This window comes from Paenibacillus sp. FSL F4-0087, from assembly GCF_038020215.1.
GTDB lineage: Bacteria > Bacillota > Bacilli > Paenibacillales > Paenibacillaceae > Paenibacillus > Paenibacillus taichungensis.
Map to the genome: position 1 here is coordinate 6,438,411 of NZ_JBBODJ010000001.1, position 26,238 is coordinate 6,464,648.

General features: G+C 45.2%; 18 protein-coding genes. 2 read left to right on the top strand and 16 right to left on the bottom strand.

Annotated features, from left to right (window positions below):
- Positions 1–32: 32 nt before the first annotated feature.
- The 3 genes from MHB84_RS29200 to MHB84_RS29210 all read right to left on the bottom strand — a co-directional run bounded on the left by MHB84_RS29200 (position 33) and on the right by MHB84_RS29210 (position 6,684).
- Positions 33–3,116, bottom strand: a complete 3,084-nt coding sequence (locus MHB84_RS29200) for an alpha-mannosidase (RefSeq protein WP_076288498.1) — start codon at positions 3,114–3,116, stop codon at positions 33–35.
- A 46-nt stretch (positions 3,117–3,162) separates the two neighbouring features.
- Positions 3,163–5,367 carry a hypothetical protein gene (locus MHB84_RS29205; protein ID WP_076288497.1) on the bottom strand — a complete coding sequence of 735 codons (2,205 nt, stop codon included), beginning with the start codon at positions 5,365–5,367 and terminating at the stop codon, positions 3,163–3,165.
- A 168-nt stretch (positions 5,368–5,535) separates the two neighbouring features.
- The gene (locus tag MHB84_RS29210; RefSeq protein WP_076288496.1) at positions 5,536–6,684 is read right to left on the bottom strand and encodes a GntR family transcriptional regulator; all 1,149 of its coding nucleotides are present in this window, start codon (positions 6,682–6,684) and stop codon (positions 5,536–5,538) included.
- 306 nt (positions 6,685–6,990) lie between these two features.
- Here MHB84_RS29210 and MHB84_RS29215 point away from each other — a divergent pair, with 306 nt between their 5' ends.
- Positions 6,991–9,045, top strand: a complete 2,055-nt coding sequence (locus MHB84_RS29215) for a GxGYxYP domain-containing protein (protein ID WP_076288495.1) — start codon at positions 6,991–6,993, stop codon at positions 9,043–9,045.
- Between the two features lie 215 nt (positions 9,046–9,260).
- Here the strand turns inward: MHB84_RS29215 and MHB84_RS29220 are convergent, their stop codons facing one another.
- From MHB84_RS29220 to MHB84_RS29270, 11 genes are all read right to left on the bottom strand, one after another.
- Entirely contained in the window at positions 9,261–10,409 is a 1,149-nt protein-coding gene (locus tag MHB84_RS29220; RefSeq protein WP_083678835.1) for a glycoside hydrolase family 76 protein, read from the bottom strand.
- Positions 10,410–10,574: 165 nt separating this feature from the next.
- Complete coding sequence (locus MHB84_RS29225) at positions 10,575–11,462, bottom strand: carbohydrate ABC transporter permease (RefSeq protein WP_076288494.1); 888 nt, start codon at positions 11,460–11,462, stop codon at positions 10,575–10,577.
- A gap of 10 nt (positions 11,463–11,472) precedes the next feature.
- Entirely contained in the window at positions 11,473–12,423 is a 951-nt protein-coding gene (locus MHB84_RS29230; RefSeq protein ID WP_411836161.1) for an ABC transporter permease, read from the bottom strand.
- A 103-nt stretch (positions 12,424–12,526) separates the two neighbouring features.
- Complete coding sequence (locus MHB84_RS29235; protein ID WP_076288493.1) at positions 12,527–14,164, bottom strand: extracellular solute-binding protein; 1,638 nt, start codon at positions 14,162–14,164, stop codon at positions 12,527–12,529.
- 219 nt (positions 14,165–14,383) lie between these two features.
- Complete coding sequence (locus tag MHB84_RS29240; RefSeq protein ID WP_076288492.1) at positions 14,384–16,036, bottom strand: sensor histidine kinase; 1,653 nt, start codon at positions 16,034–16,036, stop codon at positions 14,384–14,386.
- On the bottom strand, positions 16,005–16,757 hold the full coding sequence (locus MHB84_RS29245; RefSeq protein WP_256716775.1) for a response regulator transcription factor: 753 nt from the start codon (positions 16,755–16,757) through the stop codon (positions 16,005–16,007). The genes MHB84_RS29240 and MHB84_RS29245 overlap by 32 nt, the downstream gene beginning before the upstream one ends.
- A 196-nt stretch (positions 16,758–16,953) precedes the next feature.
- Entirely contained in the window at positions 16,954–17,835 is an 882-nt protein-coding gene (locus MHB84_RS29250; RefSeq protein WP_064638483.1) for a carbohydrate ABC transporter permease, read from the bottom strand.
- 15 nt (positions 17,836–17,850) lie between these two features.
- A complete protein-coding gene (locus MHB84_RS29255; RefSeq protein ID WP_076288490.1) occupies positions 17,851–18,741 on the bottom strand; it encodes a carbohydrate ABC transporter permease in 891 nt (296 codons plus the stop codon).
- A 52-nt stretch (positions 18,742–18,793) separates the two neighbouring features.
- Complete coding sequence (locus MHB84_RS29260) at positions 18,794–20,068, bottom strand: ABC transporter substrate-binding protein (RefSeq protein ID WP_076288489.1); 1,275 nt, start codon at positions 20,066–20,068, stop codon at positions 18,794–18,796.
- Positions 20,069–20,153: 85 nt separating this feature from the next.
- Entirely contained in the window at positions 20,154–21,032 is an 879-nt protein-coding gene (locus MHB84_RS29265; RefSeq protein ID WP_076288488.1) for an AraC family transcriptional regulator, read from the bottom strand.
- Positions 21,033–21,240: 208 nt separating this feature from the next.
- Positions 21,241–22,236 carry an MBL fold metallo-hydrolase gene (locus MHB84_RS29270; RefSeq protein ID WP_076288487.1) on the bottom strand — a complete coding sequence of 332 codons (996 nt, stop codon included), beginning with the start codon at positions 22,234–22,236 and terminating at the stop codon, positions 21,241–21,243.
- A gap of 197 nt (positions 22,237–22,433) precedes the next feature.
- On the opposite strand from MHB84_RS29270, the gene metE reads away from it, so the two are divergent.
- Positions 22,434–24,725 carry a 5-methyltetrahydropteroyltriglutamate--homocysteine S-methyltransferase gene (gene metE, locus MHB84_RS29275; RefSeq protein ID WP_076288486.1) on the top strand — a complete coding sequence of 764 codons (2,292 nt, stop codon included), beginning with the start codon at positions 22,434–22,436 and terminating at the stop codon, positions 24,723–24,725.
- 130 nt (positions 24,726–24,855) lie between these two features.
- On the opposite strand, the gene MHB84_RS29280 is transcribed toward metE, so the two are convergent.
- The gene (locus tag MHB84_RS29280) at positions 24,856–25,017 is read right to left on the bottom strand and encodes an alpha/beta hydrolase (RefSeq protein WP_326101752.1); all 162 of its coding nucleotides are present in this window, start codon (positions 25,015–25,017) and stop codon (positions 24,856–24,858) included.
- Positions 25,018–25,136: 119 nt separating this feature from the next.
- Positions 25,137–26,189 (bottom strand): D-alanine--D-serine ligase VanG, encoded by a 1,053-nt coding sequence (gene vanG / locus MHB84_RS29285; RefSeq protein ID WP_076288485.1) that lies wholly within the window; start codon positions 26,187–26,189, stop codon positions 25,137–25,139.
- Positions 26,190–26,238 lie beyond the last annotated feature (49 nt).

The following is a 26,238-nucleotide window of genomic DNA, read 5'->3' on the forward strand; positions in this document are numbered from 1 at the left end:
CCTTTCTCATGATAGACGGTCAACCATCCCAGCTATAACTGTCCTAACTTCAATCGTAACGTGATGATTTCAAATGGCGTGAAGGATAAAGCCATCTCGGATACTCCTTCAAATGAAACGGGTGAAATGATATTTTCCATAAGATCAGTCGTCCAGGCTTCTGCTATATGGAATCCAAGATGTAATGCCGTGGTGACATGTGTTCCCGAAGTTTCATATAGACGGACGATGATGTCGTCTCCATCCTCGGCTTTTTTGACGGATTCCACCATGATGTGCGGATGATCCGGCTGAAGAAATGTTTTCGAATATGGGAGCTTACCGTTCTGCTTACCAGATACAGATGATAAGGAAACTGTACGAAGCGGAATGTTCAGTTCATTACCTCTTCGATAGATCTCAGCCTGAACATGGTTGCCTTGATGCGGATATAACGAGTAGGTGAACGTATGCTCCGCTCGATCCGCTTCCGGATCAGGATACGAGCTGCTGCGCAGCAAATTCAGACCAAGCACATTATCGATGGTTCTATGACCATATTTACAATCATTAAGCAATGCGACTCCATAATCCGGCTCCGATAAATCAATCCACTGATGAGCACATATCTCATCCTTGGCGAAGTCCCACATGGTATTCCGATGAGTTGGTCTGGTCAAACTGCCAAATTGGATCTCACAGTGAACCTGATCTGTACGGATATTCACCGGGAATGAAGTTCGAAGCATTTTCCCGTTCTCTCTCCAATTCACGGTAGTCTCGAAATCAATCCGTCTGCTGCCTTCTGTCAGAACCACGGTCTGGATCAGAGTGGATTCTCCATAGTTATATTTGAAGACCAGCCCGACTTTTGGACCCTCACGAAGCTCGCGAATGTCTTGAAGCGTTAATGGCATACCTGTATGTGCGGAATAGTCATGACTGAAATCCCAAGCATCTCCTTCATCGTGATACACACGAAGTGCATTTCCGGGATGACCTTGCGGAATGACTTCACGCGCTTCAGCCTTGTCCCGGATGGAGATAATGGCTCCATTCCGATCAAACTTCACGATGAATGTGTCGTTCTCCACACAGCGTTCTTCAGCGGAAACGTGAAATTCCGACTCTTGTATTCCCGGAACTAACTGGGCACATGATGCGATCTCATCTATAGCGCCCTGGTCCACATGATCTGATACCACTGTGTATCCCATGGATGGAACCTGAACCTTGCGCCAGCTTCCATTCGTGTGAATCCATTCCTGACGCTCCCAAGGCAATGAATTGAATATCACCACAGAGGAGCTGGATGAGGATTCGATATTTGGAGAGATCTGGTCTGCCATATGGCTGTAGGTTTCGTTGATCATATTTTCTGTCTGATCTAAAAGTTCTTCATATCGTATGAGTGACTCATCGTACACACGCTTGATGGAAGAGCCGGGAAGGATATCATGGAACTGATACAGGAGGACTTCCTTCCATATCGTTTCCAGTGACTCGGACGGATAAGACCTGCCTAGCTGTGAAGCCACAAGTACTGAGGCGAACTCCAATTCGCGCAGTGCTTTCTCCATCTTCCGGTTATACCGCTTGCTTCGCGCCTGACTGGTCAGTGTTCCTTGATGCTTCTCCAGGTAAAGCTCACCGCGCCATGTCTGGAACCGTTCACGTTCTTCATTAAGTCGTTCGAAAAATTTCCAAGATGGTTCCTGTATAACTGGGGACAAGCCAAGCAGGTTTTTCTCCCGTGTCAGCCGCTCCAAATGCTCTTCGCCAGGCCCTCCGCCTCCGTCTCCTATACCAAAGAGCATTAGCGCATGGTTTGATACATTTTTATCCAAATACCCCTGTTCGGCTTTGATGATCGAACGCGGAGCTGCAGGACTGTTGTAAGTATCCTCTGGCGGCATATGTGTTAATACAGCTGAACCATCAATTCCCTCCCACAGAAAGGAATGATGAGGATGCCGGTTATACTCACTCCAGGAGAGCTTCTGGGTCATCATGTAATCCACACCGGATTTCTTTAATATCTGGGGCAAACTTGCCGAGTAGCCGAATACATCAGGCATCCAGAGCGATTTCATTTCCAGACCAAATTCCTGCTGGAAATAACGCTTGCCATACAAAATCTGGCGTACGAGTGATTCACCACCAGGCACATTGGTATCCGATTCTACCCACATAGCGCCTTGCGGTTCCCATCTGCCTTCACGTACACGTTCCTTGATCTGGTCATAGAGCTTGGGATAATGCTGCTTCATCCAATCGTACAGCTGCGGTTGACTCGCTCCGAACACATAATCGGGATAACGCTCCATCATGCGAAGCACGGTTGAGAACGTTCTAGCTCCTTTACGGATCGTTTCACGGATCGGCCATAACCAGGCCAAATCAATATGAGCATGACCCACAGCGCTTAGAGTTAAGACCGGATCGCCCCCCTGCAGGGTTAACTGTTCATTTACTCGTTTTTTCGCTTGCTCGACATTCTCTTTCGAGAAATCGATCAACTGTACTGAAATATCATAGAGCGTCTGATAGATTCTCTCCTTCCGAGCGGAACCTTCATGGAGCTGCTCTGCGGTCTCCAAGAGCACCTCGGTATCGTAATAGAGATCCCGAATATCTCCCCTGCAGAAGGCGATGAGTGCTTCTTTCAATGTTCCTCCCCGATACTTGCCGAACAGATCGTTATTGCCTGCATCTGCCCACACTTCAACTTCCTGGCCATTCACAGACGTCTCATTGAGCTGCACGACTCGTTTGCCAGGGAGACCTAATGAAAAATCAAATTCGGAGTTAATCGTCGTCAATCCTTGGATAGGTGATCCTTCATGGTCAACCAGACACAGCTCTCCATTGACATCCAGCAAGAGGACCGTCGTTTGGTTACCTGTGACTGCCGGAAGATTACCTGCAAAACGGAACCAGGCACAGTCCCATAACTCCCCCCATTGTTCTCCTTGCTTGAGTCTCACTTTCGTGCCGGTCATCCGTTCCTCGTAAGGTACGGGCTCTGGTGTAACCCAAGCCGTCACTTCCAATTCGGCAATCGGCTCATATATGGCTTCCCGAAGTTTGTTTAACATCTGTTTTAACCGTTCTGGCCTTATCGGTTCGTAGGGCATGCTAGTATACTCCTCTCTGTTACATCAATCAGGTTGTATTGTGAATTCAGGAAGTCCAGCGGACATGAACCTCTGCATTGTTCTCGTTGCCATGTTCGTACTGAAGAAGCACTGTCTTTGAATCCGGGTCCCATTCCCATACCACTGGGGCCATCTGCTCTCGAACCACATACTCGGCAGATAATGGTTTACCCTTGCAGTACAACCTTGCCGTTGCCTTCATGTTGGCAGGTCCTCTTGCAATGAATCGAAAACCTGTGTTCGACTGGGATAGACCTTCTATTCGGGAAGAAGCAGCAATGACGGATACTTCTCCAGCAGTTGGACGACCCGCTTCAATATCATAGAGCAAGGCTTGCTCTCCCGGATTTAGGGTCAACTGACTCAGCACTGAGAGCTTTGAATCAAACAAATCCACAATTGGTCCTGGAATGACTACTGCCTCTTCGCTGACCGATTCATCGAGAACCGATACGATTAGATAGGGACCTCGTCTAATTTTGAAATAAGGCTTCGATTCCCACTGTAGTTCTGGTCCGTGGACAGCTTCCATTGTTTCTTTGACAGAATGGCGCAGCCGATCAGCCCCTGCCTTGGATAAAGTGAAGTCAGTCGGATGTTCTTTCAGCCAGCAAACTACCCCTTTTCCTACCTTATTGACACATTGCCTCTTATCTTTTAGACCTAGCTGTTCAAACAAATGTGATCGAGGGGAGTTATACGACTGATCTGACTGCCCTTGCTTGCGGTCATGATTCCACCACGCACGAATTTCGTGATACGGGTCGCTGTCATCGCCTACATAGATTAACGCTCCACCATCCTGTACCCACTGTGCAAGGGCATAATGAATGTCCGGATATTTCGGTTTGATAAATTCATAGCTCAGTATGAGTACACGATAAGTTGCCAAGTAACCCGGATACCGCCTTACATTATCCAGTTGAAGTGGACGGACAGGAATACCATGTTTCAATAACGGCAGTGTCAGACCGTAAAAAGGAGAGAAATCTAGCAGTTCTGTATCGCCATCCTCCTGGAATCCTTCAGGATCTGTTCCATCATATTTACCGGCATGAGGTGCATTAGGGTCTGGCTTCATTCGTTGAAACATCGCTGAGTCTGCAATAAAAACGCCAACTTGTAATGGCTCCTCTGCTGTTTCAATCACATCCTGATTCATGTTACCAAGGGTGTGCATGACCTGAAGCAAAGTTGTGGCATAGTCTGACGGAATTTGCTCCTTACCAGTGCCATCCTCGGATGGATAAGTGCCTTGAAAGATGCGTCGAGGCCAAGGCGCGACTTCATAATGAGCGACCCCGGGATGCAGCAGTGAGGCAACCACCGTTTTTAAATAGTTCTGGCGGTAATCAGCCCAGGTGTAATTCGGGTTATCTTCGATCGGATCATGCAGGAACCACATTCGTCTGTCGGTCCCACGAACCAGTTCCTGCATGACGCCGTATTCGAGGTAAGCGGTTTCAAACGTACGTTCCTTACGCAACCCTTCATACACATTGGGGGTTCGGGATGTCCCGGTCCAGATCTGTGCAATATACCCATCGATGGAGGGCAGCTCTAAGAGTTGAGATTGTGGACTGACAATACGCCACTGTGTGTAATTAATCAGACTATGGGTCGGAACATAAAAGCGAAGAACACGATCATAACGTTTTAACGCGTAGTCCTTCATCTCGGCACATAATCGGTCCAGGACACGTGTATATAAATATGCCTTTAATTTGGAAGCTCGAAATTGTGCATCAGGTGAAGCGTGTGGCGGAATCCAAGGCTCTTTGTAATACAACTGCCATTCCCGTTTAAAAGCTTCCGAATAGCCTCCATTTACCCAGAATTCAGGTTCCTCCAGATGGATGGCTTCCACACCGGCGTCAACGGCAATACGTATTCGATCCGCTATGTAATGACCAAAGGAAATGGTAGGCACCATGTATGGAATAACTGGTTCGCTCCCATGAAGAATCATGTTGCCTTCCCGGTCCATTTGAGCTTCATCCCAATGTGTTGCCCCATCGACCTCGCCATCCAGATAGCTGTTATAGGTCCCCCAAGCAACTCCAGTCATCAAATGAACCACATATCCTTTTTCTTTCCACTTCAGAATGCGTTCCTGCATCGACTCATCAATCCCGTAAACCATCACAAAGTCAGTCTGCAGATCATAATCCGGATGGTAAGCAGCAGATTCTTGAAATCCGGTACGCTCTTCCTTTCGATCTCGTGCCATTTTCTTAACCTCCCCAAGCTCGTATTTGATTTGGGTTGCAATGTATGACTATCCATCATTTTCTAGACTATAATATATGATATGAATATATTCAATATGTTTTTTATACAAACATAAAAAAAACCTTCTCCGCTTCTCTCCGGAAAAGGTTTTCTTTTCTTGTGAAAATTAAGCTTGAGGAACCGTTCCGGTGGTTTGACGTACGACCAGTTCGGGTTCAATCAGCATTTTGCTATAACTTTTCGCTTCCCCATGACCACGTAATACTTCAAGTAATTTAGCAGCCGCCCGATACCCCATATCCCGCTCAAATTGCTTAACATGGGTAAATATACTGAATTCCTCCACGATTGAGGTGGGATCATCGAAGCTTACAATCGATACATCTTCAGGCACTCGAAGCCCGGCTTGTTTGGCCATTTGATAGATTTGCACACCTAACCTGCCGTTAAGCGAAACATAGGCTGTGACCATCCGGTTTTGGATATATCGATACAAAGGGTGGGCCTCCGCTTCCTTAAGTTCAGTTAGCGGTTGGAAATCCGTGATCATATGAGCGGGATTGATTAACGCGCCTTTGCCTTTTAAAGCCTCAATATAACCTTCAATCCGCTCCTGAACCGTAACTGTCTGAAGGGGAGAATCCGAGCAAATAGCGATATCCCGGTGCCCCAGCTCCCATAGATGCTCCACAGCTAGCCTTGTGCCCCGTCTGCCATCTGCCGCAATATAATGTGTCTCGACCCCTGGCAAATAACGGTCCATCAGTACAAAAGGAAAACCCGAGAGCTTCATGCCGAGGATCTCCTCATTGTAGTTCTCTTCATCCACAGGAAAGATTAATAGACCTTCTGCCCCAAGCGCCTTCATTTCCTTGATGACATCCTTCTCTTTATCCACCTTGCCATGCGTAAACATGATCATGCTGCGATATCCTTCGTCACGCAAGGCTTGCTCAATTCCCTCAACGAGCCGGATGGCAAAATAATCATGGATGGAGGGCACAATGATGCCAATCATTCCTGTAGACAGTGTCCCCTCTCTACCTTTCATTGTGTTCGCTTGCGTTGAGGTCATAGAAGCACTATCCGCTTCTTCAGCTACAAAACTGCCTTTCCCCGGCACACGGGCAATTAACTTTTCATTTGCTAATCCGGTCAAGGCATTGGCAACTGTAATTTTACTGACCTGAAACTGATCCATCAGTTCCTTCTCTGTCGGTATGCGATCACCGGGTTTCATATTTTCTTGAGTTATGACATGTCTGATATAGTCCTGGATTTGTTGATACAGTGGAATTCGATCATTTGTACTCATTTTGATCACATCACCAATTCATTCATAATATTTGAGATATATAATATATCCTTTCACCTGCAAGTGCAATAAACAAGCTGAGCTTATCTGCAGTTGCAAAGAACATCTCCTTGATATCATCGCATTTAATATGCCTGATTTCCAGGAATAATGGGAAGTTTTGTCGAACCCCTTGTAAAATTATATATGAATATATTTAATATGTGTTGGATAGAGATGTGTGGATTGGCTTTTGACCAAAAAAGGAGGGTGGGTATTACGAAGGCACAGCTCTAATTCTTGACTATAACAAGGAGTGAATTCGCCATGGCTCGTAGATTCACGATGCTCTGTTTAGCTCTCATATGCGCTTTTTCATTAACCGCCGGCGCTGCTTCAGCTTCGAAAACGGATGTACAGACTGCCAAACCTGATGGGTCCAAACACCGTGAACTGCCAAGTTTCAAAAAGCCTAAACATTTGGATGCAGCCGACATCTATGATGCGCCAGGTGACATCAAATTGTTGCTGGGAACATTACAGGGAATCGTTAACAGAGAACAACCCCGAATCTATCTGATTGAGTCCCAGGAAGAAGGTAAATTGACCTGGCTTAAGGATATCAAGGTGCCTTACACGCTTCATCAGGATTATTGGGAAGTGTTCTCTGCTTATCGCAACGAAGTCAAAGGCATGGTTGTATATGATCCCCAAGTACCTGATACAATCAACGTAGCAACCACGCTCGCAGGATTGAAAAATGCTGTGGTTGCCAGTCCCGAGTTAGCAGTCAAATTGTCCAAAGCCCCTTACAAATTGAAGATTGTGGATGACCTGCGTGGTAAATTCAATAGTAGGATAGATGCCTATACCTGGCAATATGAGAATCTGTGGAAGAAAACGAACCACCAAATGTTAATTGGACTTGATCCGGATACAGCGATTCGCATCCCTTCCGGGATGCCTGAATCCTTTGTTACGATAACGGAGGAAAAACAACAGATTCGAGATGCAAGCAACCGTAATACGTATTCCCTGGATCTTTCTACACTCTTGGGAAAATCTTCAGTATATCTCCGATTTGATGACGCCTTTACTCAAGATGGCTGGGGACCGGCTGTACATGAGGTTACGGTCAAGGCGGATGGAAAAGAGATCGCTAACTTCATTGCAGGAACACCGGAAGAAGAACAATTCCTGTATGATAGACAAAATTCCAAGGTTGCTGAAGGAGAAGGCGGCCACCGTTTCGCCGATAATGGCAATTATTTTGTGTATGAATTCAGTCCTCCTGTAGGTACTCAGAACCTGACGGCTGAAGTGGACATGTGGAATCAGTATAAAGTATCCGCGGGTAATATCCGCCCTCTCTCCGCTGAGCAACGGGAGCCTTATGCATATTTAAGGGATTATGCAGTCGCTAATAAAGCGATGGTATTCTGGCTGGATTCCAATATACCTGAGCAAAAAGCACTCTTCGAGAAGATCATGTCTGATGTAAAACCCGGAACTCCCTACCTTGGCTGGTTTAGCAATGATGTCGAAGGTGAGTTCAGCTCCGTTGAGATCGCATCTCGATATGGCGTCTATGTTCTTGCAGCCGATTGGTTCAGCAACCTGACTGTTTTCTCGGGGACAAAACCGAATTTCACCCCGGTGAAAAAATCTCCGCGACCTGCGCTGGAGAACAAAATCTATGTAACGTATACCTTTACGGAGGGTGATAATTTTCAGTATAACCAGCATCGCATGCGTGTAATGTGGGATGATCCGGCCAGAGGTAAGGTTCCGATTAACTGGACTTCTAGCCCGCTTCTCTACGAAGGTGCACCAGCAATATTGAATTATTATGTGAACACTGCGACCCCGAATGACCTGCTGATCGCAGGACCGTCCGGTGCAGGATACTTCTATCCAGAGGCATGGCCCGACTCAAGCTTCCGGCAATTTTTGCAGCAAACCGAAAAATATATGAAAAAGACCGGCATGACCATTCCTTATGTGTTGAACCGTGTAGACAGCGAGAATGTACCTCTCACGCCATTTAAAGCCAAGGCTTATGCACAGGATTATCATGCACCCGGCTTATTCATCAGCTATGAAGACAACTATGGTGTGGACATCGTTAACGATAGCCTGCCCGTATCCACGATTCGTGGAATAAGTACGGTGCAAGACGGATTACAAGTGCTGAATGAAGCGAAAGCGAATTGGGATGGTAAGTCCCCATTGTTCGTTTCCCTTGGATTGCTTGCTTGGAGCACGACTCCATCCGATGCACTGGCGATCACCGAAGAACTCGGAACAGAATTCAAGGTTGTCCGTGCTGATGACTATTTCTCCTTAATCCGAGAAAGCTACCACTTACCCCCTAGCAAGTAATAACCATACTTACAATGAATCTGCAGACACATAAAAGCATCGTACCCTGAGTAATTGGGTACGATGCTTTTTTCGAATGAACCTCACCGCTGATCTACCGTTTAACAGTGACACCGGAACATAACAGCACCGCATGATCTTTCTTTTGGAAAGAATCATGCAGGCGCTGACCTCTAATCATTACTATCCTATTGACCTATCATCCACTCAAATGCCTACTTCTTCACTGGTTTATCCGGTTTACCTGGTTTATCCGCTTTGCCTGCTTCCAGTTTAGCCGCTCCTTCCAGCAGAAATACGCCGCTGAGCTGAGCGGTAAGGTCGAGTGGGTTCTGTGCTGCTTTCCCCCAAGCTTGACCGAATAATCCATTGTCCCGGCTACCTTTCAGTAAGGTATCGGCATTGCGATAAACCGCCTTTTTAAGGCTCTTGTTATGCCCGACTTCATACAACTCAACCATGTAGCGGATCAGTATGCCTTTGAACAACGCACCGTCCCCGTCGCCGTCCTCTTTAAATATGCCTGTCTTCTCATCCGTTAAGCTCTTCAGAGAACCTGCTGCCGTTTTCTCGGCATCTTTCAAATACGTTTTCTTCCCTGTTATCCGGTAGAGTTCAACACCCGCTCCGATAAACGTGCCTTGATTGTACGTGAATATCCATGCTTCATTCACATCCAGTGTGCCATCCTCCTTCAGCACCAAACCATCCGCTACCAGGCCCGTTTGCGGATTTACCAGATATTGTTTCTCCCAATCATATATTTTTTTGGCCCATTCCAGATCCCGCTCATCGCCAAAACGTTCATACAGCCTTGCAGCCAAGATGGCGGCAGGCCCACTGGAGCACGCATTTCGGTTATATCGCTGATCCTTTTTCCAAGCCATACCGCCAAGCTCATCTTCCCACCAGGCGGTCTTGATATCATCCCACAAATCCAATACGTATCCCTTCATCTCTTCGCTGCCTGTTGCATCATACAGACGAAGTCCAGCAAGAGCAAGCCATTCCATATCATCGTAAAATTCATTGTGAAGTGAACCGTTGCGAGCAATGATACTACGAACGAGTTCTTCCGCACGTTCAGTGTACGCTTTGTCTCCTGTACGTTCATATCCGTCCACCAATGCATCAACCGCATGAGCCTTCCACCAGTAATTCAAGGCCTGTTCACCTTCTGGTGTTGATGGATAAGCATTATTCATCATTTTTGATGCATCATTCCAGTAGTATTCATGCAGCTTCTCTTGCGCCCACTGCGCCTGATCGGCATAGCGAATCTTGCCACCACTCGTTGCCCCCATGGTGGTAACCAGTATAATGCTGAGTACCAGCGTGAGGCTCACCATTTTCCTTTTACTCATCAGATCCCTTCCCTTCTCCAGTCGACGTTTAACTAACAGTTCACTTGTAAAGCAGTGTCAATCCCTTGCTCCAGCTCAGTACATGCCTGTACCTGACGACGTTGCGTTCCTTCACCCCCTTCCACATTTCTCAGACAGAACGGCTAATGATACTGATAATCAGAACTATTCTTTTACGGCTCCGAGTACGATTCCGTGGATTAGATAACGTTGCAGAAAAGGATAAATCAGCAGAATGGGAATCATGGATACCAGAATTTTGGCAGAATTCAACGTTGTATTGGAGATTTTATTGAACTGCTGCAGCTGTTCGACTGAAAGATTCTGCATCTGATCCCGTGTGAGGCTGAGCTGCTGCAGATAGGTTTGGAGCGGGATTTTGGAGCTGTCGTTAATCAGAATGATCCCGTCAAAGAAATTGTTCCAGTGCCCGACAATGACAAACAGCATGATGGTTGCCAGACTCGGCATGGAAATGGGGATGAAGATTTTGAGCAAAATTTTAAGCGGACTGGCACCGTCAATGAATGCGGCCTCTTCCAGTTCCTTTGGAATTCCCTTGAAGAAGTTCATGAGGAGAATTACATTAAAGACAGGAACTGCCCCCGGCAAAACTAGCGCCCAAATGCTGTTGATCAACCCCAACTTGCTGATGACCATATACCAGGGTACGATTCCGCCGCTGAACAGCATTGTAAACACAATAATCCATATATATGTGTTTCTCGATCTGAATTGTGTGACGCTTCGTGACAACGGATAGGCCATGAGAATGGTCAAAAACATATTGATTGCTCCTCCAAGCACCACCCGCTCGACCGAGATGACAAAGGCCTTCCAAAACTTCGTATCATTCAGAATCTGGCCATACGATGAGAAATTCAGCTCCACTGGAAAAAAATAGACCCGACCTGCATTAACAGCCGTACTACTGCTGACAGACACCATAATGGTATTGACAATCGGCGCCAAGGACATGAACGTAATCAGAATTAACGCAAACATAATCAACAGGCGGGATAGCCTGGAGCCGAGCGATTTGGATTGAATCATGCTAACCCTCCTAGAAAATTCTGTACCCCGCATACCTCGAAGCCAGTCTGTAGGAAATCACGATCAGAACAAAGCTGATCACCGATTTCATCAGTCCAATCGCTGTTGCAAATGAATATTGCATGTTGATCAGACCCATACGGTACACAAAAGTATCTATAATATCGCCCGTTTCATATACCAGCGGATTATACAGGTTAAACACCTGATCAAAACCCGCATTCAGTACATTACCAAGACTCAGCGTACCCAGCAGGATAATCGTCGGGAACATACCCGGCAGCGTGATATTCAGCGTCTGTTTCCAGCGACTTGCGCCGTCCATTGCGGCAGATTCGTACAATGCAGGATTAATTGCCGTTAATGCAGCCAGATAGACTATCGTCCCGTAGCCAAATTCCTTCCACGTGTCCGTCACAATGAGCAGCGGCCTGAACCAGTCATTGCTCGCCAAGAACATAATTCGCTCCAAGCCTAGAAACTCAAGGAAGTTGTTCACCATGCCATCGAAGGAAAAGATCATGGTCAGCATCGTGCCCAGAACCACCCAGGACATAAAATGCGGCAAATAGACGATGGTTTGAATCGTACTCTTGAATACTTTCAGACGCACCTCATTTAACAGCAGAGCGAATACGATAGGTACAATCAACCCTAGAGCAATCTTTCCAACTGCGATGACCAATGTATTAATGAAAATCTGCTTCGCGTCCGGGAGTTGAAACATATACGTGAAATTGGATAGCCCTGCCCATTTGGACCCGAATATTCCTTTGGCAGGAATGAACTTTTGGAATGCCATCACAACCCCGAACATCGGTACAATTGAGAAAATGAACAGCATGATCATGCCAGGCAGCAGCATAAAATGATATGTCATTTCATCAAAAGTTTTACGTTTCTTTTTCCTCCCGTAACGCACTTCCCGCTCTTGACTAACGGTTGTTTCCATCTGAGCCATCGTCCTTTCCACCTCCATCATGTGCCTAATTGGACAGGATTTATCGGCGAAAGCCCGTGCCAAAGTCCACGATCAGGCTTCCGCACCTAAGCTCACGCAATCGTCATCTTTTGCTCATCTCGTTAACTTCTTCTGTAATCTCATCGCCACCCGTACGTTTCCAAGTGTCGACAAACTTATCGAATTCATTTACAGGCGCTTCCCCCATAATGATCTTAAGCATGGTCTCCTCTTCTAGCTTCTGCAGATTCGCCCACTTCAGCTTCATCGTCTCAGTTGTTCCATAAAAGCCTGCGGGGATCACTTCCAGGTTCGGATTGTTCGCCTCACGCTGCCCTTCGATCCGGGAGAGGTATTCACCGTAGGTATTTGCATCAATTGCATTTCCTTTCTCTTTGAATTCCTGATAGGCCTTGAAAGAAACGACTCGGTCTTCCTGAACAGCAGAAGCATCACCTGCCTCATCTGCTTTGATCAGATCATCGTAATAACGCTTGAGTACATCATCATAATCGACTTGCATCGGAATCTGGGTAGGATCATTGTTCCAGCGGCTTGCATCGGTCAGCAACTCGTCGGGATGCTCTTTCTTGTAATTGATTGCGTCTTCCGTTAAGGAGTACAGAAAATCCGTTGTTAAATTAACTGATTTCATGATCGCTTCAGGATGCGCAAAGTCCTTCTTCACAACGACGATGCCGCCCCCCACCGGATCTTGCCTGATCGTCTTGAACTTGCCATTCTCATCTACTGGTGCGGATACGGCAACCCAGACTGCTTCAGAATCTTGCTTAATGGAATCCTTGTAGTTGGTGTAGCCGATCCACCATGGATTAAATACCATCCCTGCCTGTCCGTTGATAACTAGGGCTTCCTTCTCTTCGTTCGACCGGACAGCAAACTGTTTATCAATCAAACCTTCTTTATACATGGCGCTCAGCTCTGTCAGCGCTTGCTTCACTTCGGGTTGAACAGATCCGTATTCAACCTGACCGTCTTTCTGAATCCAGTTCATCGGAAAGGCACCGTGTGCAGCAAAGATCGGCGTAAAGTTCATCGCATTGGAATCCATGACCATACCTACCGTTTTTCCTGTTCCCGAAACATCCTTCTCCACAAACGTTCTCGCGAGATTCCATACATCCTCGACGGATTCCGGGAGCTTCGCGCCTACTTTATCCACCCAGTCCTTCCGGACCCACAGCAATTGGTGCTGGTTTCCGATATTCGTCATAGGCAGACCCATGATTTTTCCGTCCACCTTCACCTGATTCAGTAGCAAATCTCCGTAGGAACCATAAATATTTTTAACACCCTCGGATGCTGTCTTCTCGTAAACCTCTGTCATATCGGCAATGAGATCGTTATCCACCAGTTGATTAAATATTTCACGGCTGACAAGCATTACATCCGGCAAGTCACCTGTCGTCATCGAGAGTGATAGCTTCTGATCCATATCATCTGTTTCCCAAGCTACCTTGGCCTTGACGTTCACCCGGTCTTCTACATAGCGTGTAGCCAGATTGTTTTCAATAGTATCGCCGGCAGGCAGATTGTTCACATGATTGGTATTTCGGCCAATCGTAAATTCCACGGGTGTCTCATATTTACCATAAGGTTCATAGTCCTGTTGTGAAATTTGCGGTTGTGCACTCTCGTTATTGCCCCCTGTACAGCCACTGATTACAGCCATCATCATGCTTCCAATCAGTAGCGTAGCCATCTTAGTGCGCTTCTTCATCCTGTCATCCCCTTTATCTGATTTGCTTTTGATAACCAAATTGTATGCGTTTTCAAAATTGGCGTATATGCCACATTTTTCGGATATGTAACACTTTTTTTATGACCTCCAATTTACTTTATTTCTCTGTGTTTAAATTTTATAAACAGTAACAAATAAGCGGTCGCAACAGCAACCGCTTCAGTACTAGCGCTATGTTTTTAATATAATTACACGCAATCATGTGGCAGGAAGTACGATTGACACTTCCGTTCCGCTGCCCGGTTCACTATGAATAACAAGCCCGTAATCCACACCATAATACAGCTTGATTCGGTCATTAACATTTCGGACACCACACCCGCCGTTCTCTCCTGTTAACAAACCTGCTGTCTGTATAGGCGTCATGCCAACACCGTTATCACGAACGGTTAATTTAATCCCCTCTTCCACCCGGCCAACCACTATGTGAATGTGACAATCGGACGCAGCTGCCTCCACAAAACCATGCTTGATGGCATTTTCTACAATCGGCTGCAAAATAAAATGAATCACCTCTGTATGTAGTACATCGTCATCGATATGATAATCCACATCAAATCGGCCATCGTTCATGATGAGCTGCAAATCCAAATATGCCTTAATATGCTGCACCTCAGCCGCAATGGTGGCCATATTCTTCCCCTGGTTAAGTGTTGTCCTATAGAAACGGGCTAATGCAGATACCATATAACTCGTTTCTATATCCGCCCTTTTCTCGGCCCTCCAGCGTATAAATGAAAGTGTATTATACAGGAAGTGAGGGTTGATCTGACTAATCAACTTGTTATATTCACTTTCCTTCTTGGCAATTTCGGCGTGATACACCTGGGAGATCAGGCTGTTGATCCTTGTCAGCATTTTACCAATACCGTTAGTCAGCTCACCAAATTCATCCCTGGATGAACTTCGGATAATCACATCCAGATTGTTCCGCTCAACCTTGTCCACTTTGTTCTTGATATGGATAATTCTTTGCGTAAAGTTATTAGAAATAACATAAATGAGCAAGAAGGTAATAATCAGGCTGAGGATGATGACAAACAGCGTAATTTGAAAAATACTAATTGCATTGGCGTACGCATTGGTATTCAGCAGATTATAGTGAATGGTCCAGCCGTTGTTGGCGAGTGAGCGGCTAAGACTCAAATCACCAGACTCCTCAACTTTCAAACCTGCGGCCGCAGCAACATGCTCATGGTTTTCCTGAAAGATCACATGCTGCTTCGCATCCTCAATATAAACGGCTACATGTTCCGACAGATTGTCCAGGTCTGCAAAGATGCTATCATGCTGAATGGAGATCACCATAAAATTGCTGTCTTTCGGATTGCTGATCAATTCCTGAACGAGATAAAGCTTCTCCCCATCCACAATCCAGCGCCTGCCTCGAAATCCGTCATACCAGGACTTGCTCTTGAGATCCCCAATTGGCAAAATATTATTGCGGATTCCCAATAAATCCCCGGACGTATAAAAGGTAATGTCTTCAATATCATCATCCATCAGCCGGATGTTCGAGATCAACGGCTCCAGGATATCCCGGAAATCCAGGTACATATTATAATAATTTTCTTCGTAGTCTTTCGTAAATATTTGCGATAAATCCCGATTCAGCACCATGAACTCACTTAACGTGTTGTACCGATTAATCTTATAATCCATAATGTTAGACACCTGTTCCAGACTCGCTTCTGCTTCACTCCGCAACTCCTTCATTTGAATTCGGTAAGATTGAATGAAGGAGAGCAACCCCAGCAGAAGAATCGGAATGAGTGCGATCACCAAATGCGACAGCAGCAGCTTGTTTCGGAACTTGATATCATTGAATTTGCTCTTGATCCATCCGATCATGAAGCACCCCGCACTCTCTGAACTGTAACGGACTGACACCGAATCTGTTTCTGAACAGCTTGGCAAAATAAGAATGATTGTCTATGCCAACGGCCCCTGCAATATCATTGATTTTCATATTCGAATGAGCCAGCAGATGGCTTGCACGCCGCAAACGGTAATCGGTCAAATATTTCGAGAAGTTTTCCCCGGTCTCTTTTTTAAACAAAATGCTCAAATACCCTGGAGATAGATAAACATCGTGGGCTGCCTCGGACAATGAAATATCTCTCTGATGGTTATCCTTTACATAATCCTTCACCTGTTGAATGACCTTCGATTCCACTGAATCCGGTTCGGGACCTCCGCCATATGCACGGATCTGCGTAATATCTTCCATCACCTGTAAGAACTCTTCCCTGACCAGTGGCTTGAGCAAATAATTAACTACACCCAGCCGAATCGCACTGCGGGCATATTCAAATTCATCATAACCGCTGCAGATGACAATCTTTATGTTCTGCTGCGTTTTCCTGGCTTGTTTGCTAAGCTCCAGTCCGTCCATAAGCGGCATTTTGACGTCGGTGATAAGGATATCAATCGCGTTCTGAACCAGGATTCGCTCTGCGCTCATCCCGTTCTCAGCTTCCAATACTTGAAAGGGAAAGCCGTAGTGAGAGATCAAATCCTTAATGCCTTCTCTTTGAACGCTCTCATCGTCAACAACAAGAACATTAAACATCATGACATCTCCTTTGCAAGTGAAAGTGAAGAAAACGATAAGTGGAATATCTTTTTTCCATGGTATGCCAGTCATATCGTAGTATATCATAGATTTTTGGAAAGGCTTTCAAAATGGTATTCCGCCACTTTTGCAATAGGCATAACTTGTAAACAACAAAAAAGCCGCCAAGAAGGCGACTAGTTCCGTACACATGTTATCCTTTAACCGCACCCAAGGCAACACTGCCTATAATTTGTCTGGAGAATATCGCAAAAACAATGATAATAGGCAAGATCGAGATCGCAACACCCAAATATAACAGTCCGTAATCCATTCCATAATATCCTTGTACCAGTGCAACGAGTACCGGAAGCGGATATTTATCCAGCGAGAAAAACAGGACCAGCGGTGTGAGAAAATTATTCCACGAACCGATAAAGGTGAATATGCCAAGCGCCGATATGGCTGGGCCCAGAATGGGCAAGACAATCTGATTGAACGTGCGGAACTCCCCTGCACCATCTACACGTGCAGATTCAATAATCTCGTCTGGAATGCTGCTCTCCATAAATTGTTTGATAAAAAATACATTAAATGCATTCGCCGCTGCCGGCAAAATGATCGCTGCATAGCTGTCCAGCAAACCTAACGTACTGAACAGACGATACATCCCGATCAGTGCAAGCTGCCCAGGCACCATCATGGTTGCAAGCAAGAACAGGAATAGCCAGTTACGTCCTTTGAATTTGAACTTGGCGAAGCCATATGCCGTTAGGGAACCAATATACAAGGATAACACCGTAGACGTTCCGGCAATGAAAAAGCTGTTGGCAAACCCGCGCCAGATATTGATTTTGGAAGCCATGTTCGTATAATTATCCAGCAAGAAGGGGCCGGGCAGAAACGTAAATGTCGATGCAATCGTTGCATTGTTATGTGTGGAATAGATGAGCATGAGATAAAATGGAATGATACAGAGCACGGCTAGGCTAATCAAACACAGATAAATAATGACTTTGCCCAGTGTCAGACGCCTCACAGTATCGTATTGCTGTAGAGTAACTTTTTGTTGTTCGACTGGTTTGACGGTTGGCATTTCATTTCCCCCTCCCTATGCACGGCTCTTGCGCTTCGTCATCATGAAGGATACGACCGATAGCAGGATAATAATGATGAACAGACAGAATGCAATGGCCGCTCCATAACCAAAACGTGTACTTTGGAATGCCACATTATACAGATACATAATACTCGTCATGGCTGCACGATCCGGACCACCCGTTCCATTCGTCAATGTAAACGGCTGATCGAAAATCTGAATGCCCCCAATAATGGATGTGATCATCTGAAACAGAATGATTGGACGCAGCATTGGAACGATGATATGAATGAAAATATGTTTCTTTTTCGCCCCATCCATTTGAGCAGCTTCCTGCAGTGACGGATCAATACCCTGAAGGCCTGCCAGATAGATGACCATGGAGTAACCAAAGTATTGAAAGAACAGAATGGATGAAACGATCAGTCGCATAAACCAAGGATCATTTTTCCAGTTAATCGGATCATCGATGAGTCCAACTTGAACCAGAAAATGATTCAAACCGCCGGATTGCCAATCAAAGATCAGACTCACAAGTAGACCCAATGATGCTGCCGTAACGATATTGGGAAAGAAATAAACCGCTCTGAAAATATCTCTTCCCTTAAGCAACTTGTCGTTGAGAATAAAGGCGAGTACAAGCGAAACGGTTAGTTGTGGGACTACAGAGACACCCCAGATAAAAAGGGTATTAAATAACGTCTTGTAGAACAAAGGATCTTGCAGAACCGCAATATAGTTACCCATTCCGACGAAGTCCGGCGTAGTAATTCCATCAAAGTTGGTGAAGCTGATATAGAGAGAATACAGAATAGGGTATAGCCCAAAAATGGCGAAAAGAATGAAAAACGGAGCAATGAAATAGTATCCGTAATGGTCTTTGCGGATTGACTTGGCAAACATGTTTTGTACCCCCAGTCATCGGATGATTAAAAGGCATTTGCTTACTTCTAAGCTAATCCACTTCCAGCTCCGGAAATCTCAATTTGACATCACGATTGATTCGTTTTACGGCTTCTTCTTTGGTCTGAATGTCGTTATTGAGATACAACTGGAGTACATTTTTGAAGATATCATTGTTAATGATTGAGTCATATTTGGTTCGCTCATATACAGGAACCTGCTTCGCTGCTTCCGAGAAAAACTCAAAATGCTTCTGCCCGCCCAAATACGCTGAAGATACGGAGCCTGCAAGCTGATCATTCACGACCATATTGCTTGTAAAATAGTCCTGTTCCGTCGCAAGCCCAGACAGAAAATCATGATCAAAGTTATAAAACTCAATAAACTTCCAGGCTATATCCTTTTTTTCACTTTTGCTATACATCGCAATATAAGTTCCTCCGGCACTAAAAGCGGATGGCCCCGGCGCGAGACCCCACAATCCTTCGGTATCCGGAGCGTTCGCCTTAAAGGTGTATTGCAAGGCCCAGGTTGCTCCTGGATAGAACATCACCTGACCTTTTTGCATTGAAGCCGCATATCCGGCACTACCATCATCCAACTCTGCAAGCACATGCCGCTGACGTGCTTCACGAACAAGGTCAAGCACCTTCATATAGGTGGGATCGATGACTAACTTCCCATCCTTAACCCATGGGATACCATCAAATGAATTAGATATTGCATTCCAGTTGGCAAGGGCATGAACTTTATTTCCACTTTTCTGCTCTACCCTTTCTCCAATCTCGAATATCTTCTCCCATGTATCAATTTGCGGCGCTACCTTCTCCGGATCGTCCGTTCCTAGATATTCTTTGGCCAGATCTCTCCGATAATAAATGCCTCCAGGCGTTCCCTGATAACCGATCGCTCTAACATTTCCTTCGCTATCCTTCTCATTAGCTTGCACAAAAGCATATTGCTCTGTAATTAGTTCATTGGCGTTATACGGTGCCTCAGATAAATTCTCCAAGTACGGCACATCAATCAGCTCTCTTATATTTGCATTCTCGATCATAAACACATCCGGAGCCTTGGACGTTGTCTGTAGTGCAGACTTAAGCTTGGTGATGTAGAAATTGCCCGGAATATTGACAAAGTTCACTTTAATGTCCGGATATTTCTCCTCGAATTTCTCAATCGCATAACCTGCTTCATCCGTAAAACTCCAGACGGTGATCTCCTCCTGCTTGGACTGGTTGGCTCCACTTGGTTGGCAGCCAGACACCATTATCACTGCGCTTACGAGTGCAATCATGGAGATATATTTAAGCTTAAACTTCTTCATGGGCCCCCTCCTTCAAAAAGGAAACGCTTACAATTTATTAGAGTATATGGATTTTGGAGAAGGCTTTCTCTTCAAATATTGTGAATTATCCTTCATATGTTGTGATATTTGTACGGTGCTTCTTACGAAATTCAGAAGGAGTGCAGTCATTATATTTTTTAAAAAGACGGTTATATGAGTTCACATTGTTGAACCCATGACCAATGGCAATATCCAGAATGGATTCTTCACGAAACAATAATGCCCATTCCGATTTGATGATTCGAAAATGGTTCAGGTATTCCATCAAAGTGATTCCTTTGATCTCTTTAAACAGTTTACATACGTGAAACTTGCTGAATTTAATGTGCTCCGCGACCTGATCGAGTTTAATGGGTTCTGCATAGTGCTCTTCCAGGTATTCACAGACCGATTCAAGAAATTCAAATTTTTTGGAAGAGGAACATGGCCATCCTGAAGTTAATTTATCTGTAATCGGTGCATTTGTGCGCAGCATATGAACAATAAGGTCATATAATCTGGCAACCATTAACCAGCGATACCCTGCCTGTTGATCCTTCTCTTCATTCGCTAAAGCATCTATATACTTCCCCAGATTTTTTTCGTTACTGATGTTTGACGGAATGACCACCGTTTTATTGAAAAGCTCTCGTAGATTCTGTGCTTCGTTATCCGTTATGAAACTTCCCGTCAGCAACTCCAATCGAAACTGGATAATGGTAAGATGATTGGTTCCCGGCAAGAAACAGTGAACATCCCCTGGTTTGATAAGCAACACATCTCCTTGTTTCAGCTCATACACATGGTTGTTCACGCCTATTCTTCCGTTCATTCCATCCACCACTACCATTTCCACCTCTTCATGCCAGTGGGCGGCAAAATTAAACTGATTCTCGGTATGAATCACCCGGATTGGAAGACCCTCTGTCATATGACCTGTTTCAAGAAAAGTAGGTACACCCATTGAATCACCCTTTCCACATTTTCCAGTTCAATCATGATCTAGTTATCATTATTATGCATCAAGTATAGCTGTCCCTTCTAATCGAGCTTAAAAAAAACGGTCGGACAAACAAAAAAGCTTCTCAACATTTGTTAAGAAGCCCCTATTATGAGTCTATCAACTTTACGAATTCTCCGAGATAAATAGAAATGTTGAACGAGCATGACATTCAATCGTTTGGCTGCCTTTGATCGGTTCTACTTTTACCACTTTTCTCGATCCATTCATAGATGCTTTGCACATTGGACTTGAAATACGTAGTAAAGAACCAGTCCTGATAGGCTGATGGTACAGTGATTTCGTCCAAGTTTTCGTTTCTTTGAGCAGCGTCGGTCACGATTTCCAATAGATCCGTTATGTAGGCTTTGACTTCATGCAATGCATTTAATGAGCACACTTCTCCATGCCCCGGTACGATGATTTCTATATCCAGCTGTTCGACTTTGTTCAAAATATCCAGCCATTGCTGAGGATTGGCATACATGAGAACCGGATGATGTTTAGATAACACCAGATCCCCCATTATGGCAATTCTGTCTTTCGGAATAAAGACCAGGGCATCGCTCTGGGTATGACCTCCGCCAAAAGTAATAAGTTCAACACTGCGCTTACTGCCGTGAATAGTCATGTGCTGATCAAAAGTTAAGTTCGGTAATGAATATACTAGATCGGGGAGCATCTTCATATATTCACGATCACTGGCATTATCCCATTGCATTTCCTGCCTTAACTTTTCGTTTGTCTCTCGTTGTATTTTTTCATCGAGTTCGTCTATAGCATCATATATCGCTTCTGGTTTTGCCAACTGCTGCGTTATTCTGTTCCTAACAAAAGTATCCATAATTTCGCGAGTAATCGATGTGGAAATAATCTGAGCTGCAGGGACAAATACTTGATTGCCACATGTGTGGTCACTATGCCAATGTGTGTTGATTACATAAGAAGCCTTTCTTCCCGTGAGGTACTCAGCCGCTGTCTGCAAATCCTCTGCTGCCTGCACCGTCGTGAATGTGTCCACAACTAGCGTTGCATCGCCTAAATCAATGATTGTGGCATTGCCCAATGAACCTGTACCGGGAACTGCAATCGCAGCAAATACACCCTCAGCAACCTCATTCAATCGGAAATGCCTTGAACCTGTGAATGCCTCTATTCCACGTATCATCGAATACCTCTCCCTTCCTGAATCAAACGTCATTATATACTAAAACGATCGATTAACCCAGTTTGAATCCAACAGCGGTCTTCTCGACCCTGCGGGTATAGCCATAGGCTATAGCTAGATATAACTTAATGGAATTACATTATAACTCCGGATATGTGATAACTTTTTGGTAACATATTGTAGAGGAGTTTTACGTCATGGCAAAAAGCAGTGTATTGGGATATCCACGAATTGGTGCGGATCGGGAATGGAAGAAAGCCTTGGAGGCATTCTGGTCAGGTAAGCTCGAAGAAACAGATTTTCAAGCAAAATTGCAGGAGATTCGTTTAGATCACCTGCGCAAGCAGCAAGAAAAAGGTATCGATTTTATTCCTGTTAATGACTTCAGTTATTATGATCACATTCTGGATACTGCCGTTATGTTCGGCATTGTTCCAAAACGGTTTGCATATGACGGTGGCGCTGTACCTTTGTCAGTCTATTACGGAATTGCTCGGGGAACAAAAGATGCAGCAGCAAGTGAAATGACAAAATGGTTTAACACGAACTATCACTATATCGTACCTGAACTGGACGGTGCTTCCCCTGCCCTTACGGAAAATAAACCACTTATTGCTTATCGCGAAGCTAAAGAGAAGCTCGGTATTGAAGGCAAACCGGTTCTTGTTGGACCGTTAACCTTCCTGAAACTATCCAAAGGATATGATAAGTCCGAAACAAACGCTTGGCTGGACCGCTTGCTTCCGCTCTATGTACAAGTGCTTCAAGAGCTTGCAAATGAAGGAGTTCAGTGGGTACAGATTGACGAGCCCATCCTCGTTACCAAAACAAGTGACGCTGACCTAGAGCTGCTGAACAAAATTTATGAGACATTTGCAGCTGCTGTACCAGGTCTGAACATTATGCTGCAAACCTACTTTGAATCCGTAGAGAACTATAGCAACATTGTTGCCCTACCGGTTCAAGGTATCGGACTTGATTTTGTTCACGGCGCTACCGGTAACATTCAATCCATTAAAGCATCAGGTTTCCCAGCGGATAAAGTTTTGGGTGCTGGGGTTATTGACGGCCGCGGGATCTGGAAAGCCTCTTTGCCAGGAAAACTGAAGCTGTTGGATGAACTGGCTGAACTCGTAACACCTGAACGTTTAATCGTGCAATCCTCATGCAGCTTGCTTCATGTTCCGGTAACGACAGAGCGTGAAACTAAACTCACATCCGAACTGAAAAATGCTCTGGCATTTGCAGATGAAAAGTTGGACGAAATCGTTCTGTTGACGAAAGCATTGTCTTCAAGAAACGCTGAAATCATCGCTGAAATTGAAAATTCCGATCGTACGATCCAGGCTCTCCAGCAATCCGAAGAGCGCAATCGTGTTGCTGTTCAAGAAGCCGTGGCAACACTCAGCGTTCAACAGCCGGAACGTTCCCGACCGTTTGCCGAGCGTCATATCGCGCAGCAAGACAAATGGAAATTGCCACTTTTCCCGACAACGACTATCGGCAGCTTCCCACAATCCGCAGAAGTGCGTAAAGCACGTCAATTGTGGCGTAAGGGTGAGTTGAACAATGAGCAGTATGCTGCGTTCATCCGGGATCAGATTGATATCTGGATCAAAATTCAGGAAGAGATCGAGATCGATGTTCTCGTACATGGTGAGTTTGAGCGTACCGACATGGTAGAGTTCTTTGGCGAAAAACTTGCTGGGTTTGCCTTCACACAATTTGGCTGGGTACAATCATACGGTTCCCGTTGCGTCAAACCACCAATTATTTTCGGAGACGTTGCATTTACTGGAGAAATGACCGTTGAAGAAACCAAATATGCACAGTCCCAGACACAACGTCCTGTAAAAGGTATGCTTACTGGACCGATCACTATCATGAACTGGTCATTTGTGCGTGAAGACATCCCGCGCGAGCATATCGCATATCAATTGGCGTATGCACTGAGACAAGAAGTCGAAGCGTTGGAGCAAGCAGGTATTGGCATGATCCAGGTCGACGAGCCTGCGGTTCGCGAAGGACTGCCGTTGAAGGAAAACGAGCAAGCCGATTATCTGGCTTGGGCTGTCAAAGCTTTCCGTATTTCCACTTGCACGGTTCAAGACACGACTCAAATTCACACACATATGTGCTATTGCGAATTCCATGACATGATCGATTCCATCGAAGCGATGGATGCCGATGTTATTTCGATCGAGACATCCCGCAGTCACGGTGAACTGATTCACAGCTTTGAGTTGAACACTTATAAACTGGGCATTGGACTTGGCGTATACGATATCCATAGCCCACGTGTTCCAAGTGTGGATGAAATGACGAGCATGATTGAACGCGCCTTGCGTGTATTGGACCCTAAATTGTTCTGGATTAATCCGGATTGCGGTCTCAAAACTCGTGGACTCGAAGAAACCGTTGCTTCCTTGCGCAACATGGTTGATGCAACCAAGATTGCTCGTGAAAAGCACGTTGCAGCAACAGTTTAAGTTGAATAGATAAATAATTCAAGAATTCTTTTATAAAAGGCGGACATTCCTATGCTATGGAATGTCCGCCTTTTAATATCATTATAAGCAGAGTTCCAAATGGGGGCATTATTGACCTTAGCGGATTCTGTCATCGATCATAGGATGCTGGCGGCATTTGAAATGCAATGTTCACTTCTCCCTTATCCCTGGCGTAAAGAGTAAGTGTGGCGGTAAGTCCTCCTCCAGCGCTTTCTCCGCCTACCATGAGTTGATCTTCTCTATTCCCAAGTTCTTTCACATGGCTTTTCATCCATAAAAGGGATCATAACAATCATTCCACTCTTCACTACACTGTAAACCGTCGATGTCTTTCCCCCGCTGTTGAATCCGATCTTTTTTTGATTTTCCTCATCGAGTTAAGCCACGCTCTCAGTTCTCATCAATGGCGAGCTCGATGAGCTGGTTAAGAATATTTGCATAAGTCATGTCACTAGCTTGGAGCATGTTGGGATAGCGGGAATTCGATGTGAAACCAGGTATCGTGTTGACTTCATTGAACACAATTCTTCCGTCAGCGGTCAGGAACATATCTACTCGGGCAAACCCTCTGCATCCAAGCGTTTTATAAATAGTCAGAGCGCTCTCCTTAACCTTCGTTGCAGTGTCTTCATCAATGCGGGCTGGCAAGTGAATCTTCGAACTGATCAAGGAGTACTTTTCCGAGAAGTCAAAAAAGTGGCCTTGTAGTTCAATCTCATCAATCATGCCGATGATGGGATCAGAATTGCCCAATACAGCACAACCCACTTCAAAACCGTTAATATTTTGCTCAATGACTACTTTGCTGTCGTGTATGAAGGCGTGTTCAATTCCGGTAATCAACTCTTGCCTATTGTTCACCTTCGATATGCCTAATGACGATCCTGATCTAGCCGGCTTAACAAAGAGTGGGAAGCCCAGTGCTTCTGTTTCTGATAACACATCTTCCATCCGTTCACTCCTATGTATTGTAAGGGAACACGGCGTATCTATGCCTGCTGCCTGCACCAGTTTATGAGCCAGTTCCTTGTCCATACATAACGCAGAGGATAACATGCCACATCCAACAAACGGTATACCCGACAGTTCCAATAATCCTTGCAGGGTTCCATCCTCACCGTATTTGCCGTGAAGCACTGGAAACACAACATCAATCGGTGTTACATGATATTCTGTATGCACAAGCTCAATGAGTCCTCTGACTTCTCTACTCGGCGAGAAAAAGGATGGGATACAACTCGGATGCAAATGCCACCGATCATTGCGAATATCTTCAACCGTTCCACTATATCGGAGCCAAGAGCCTTGCTGTGTAATTCCAATTAATACAAGATTGTATTTTTCGGTATCCAAATTTTCAATCACTGAAGCGGCTGAGCTCAAAGATACGTTATACTCACCTGAACATCCGCCAAACAATACCGCAATCGACTTCTTCTGCATCGTAAAATCCTCCTAAAATGTGATATGTCTAAATCATCCTTATTGCTAT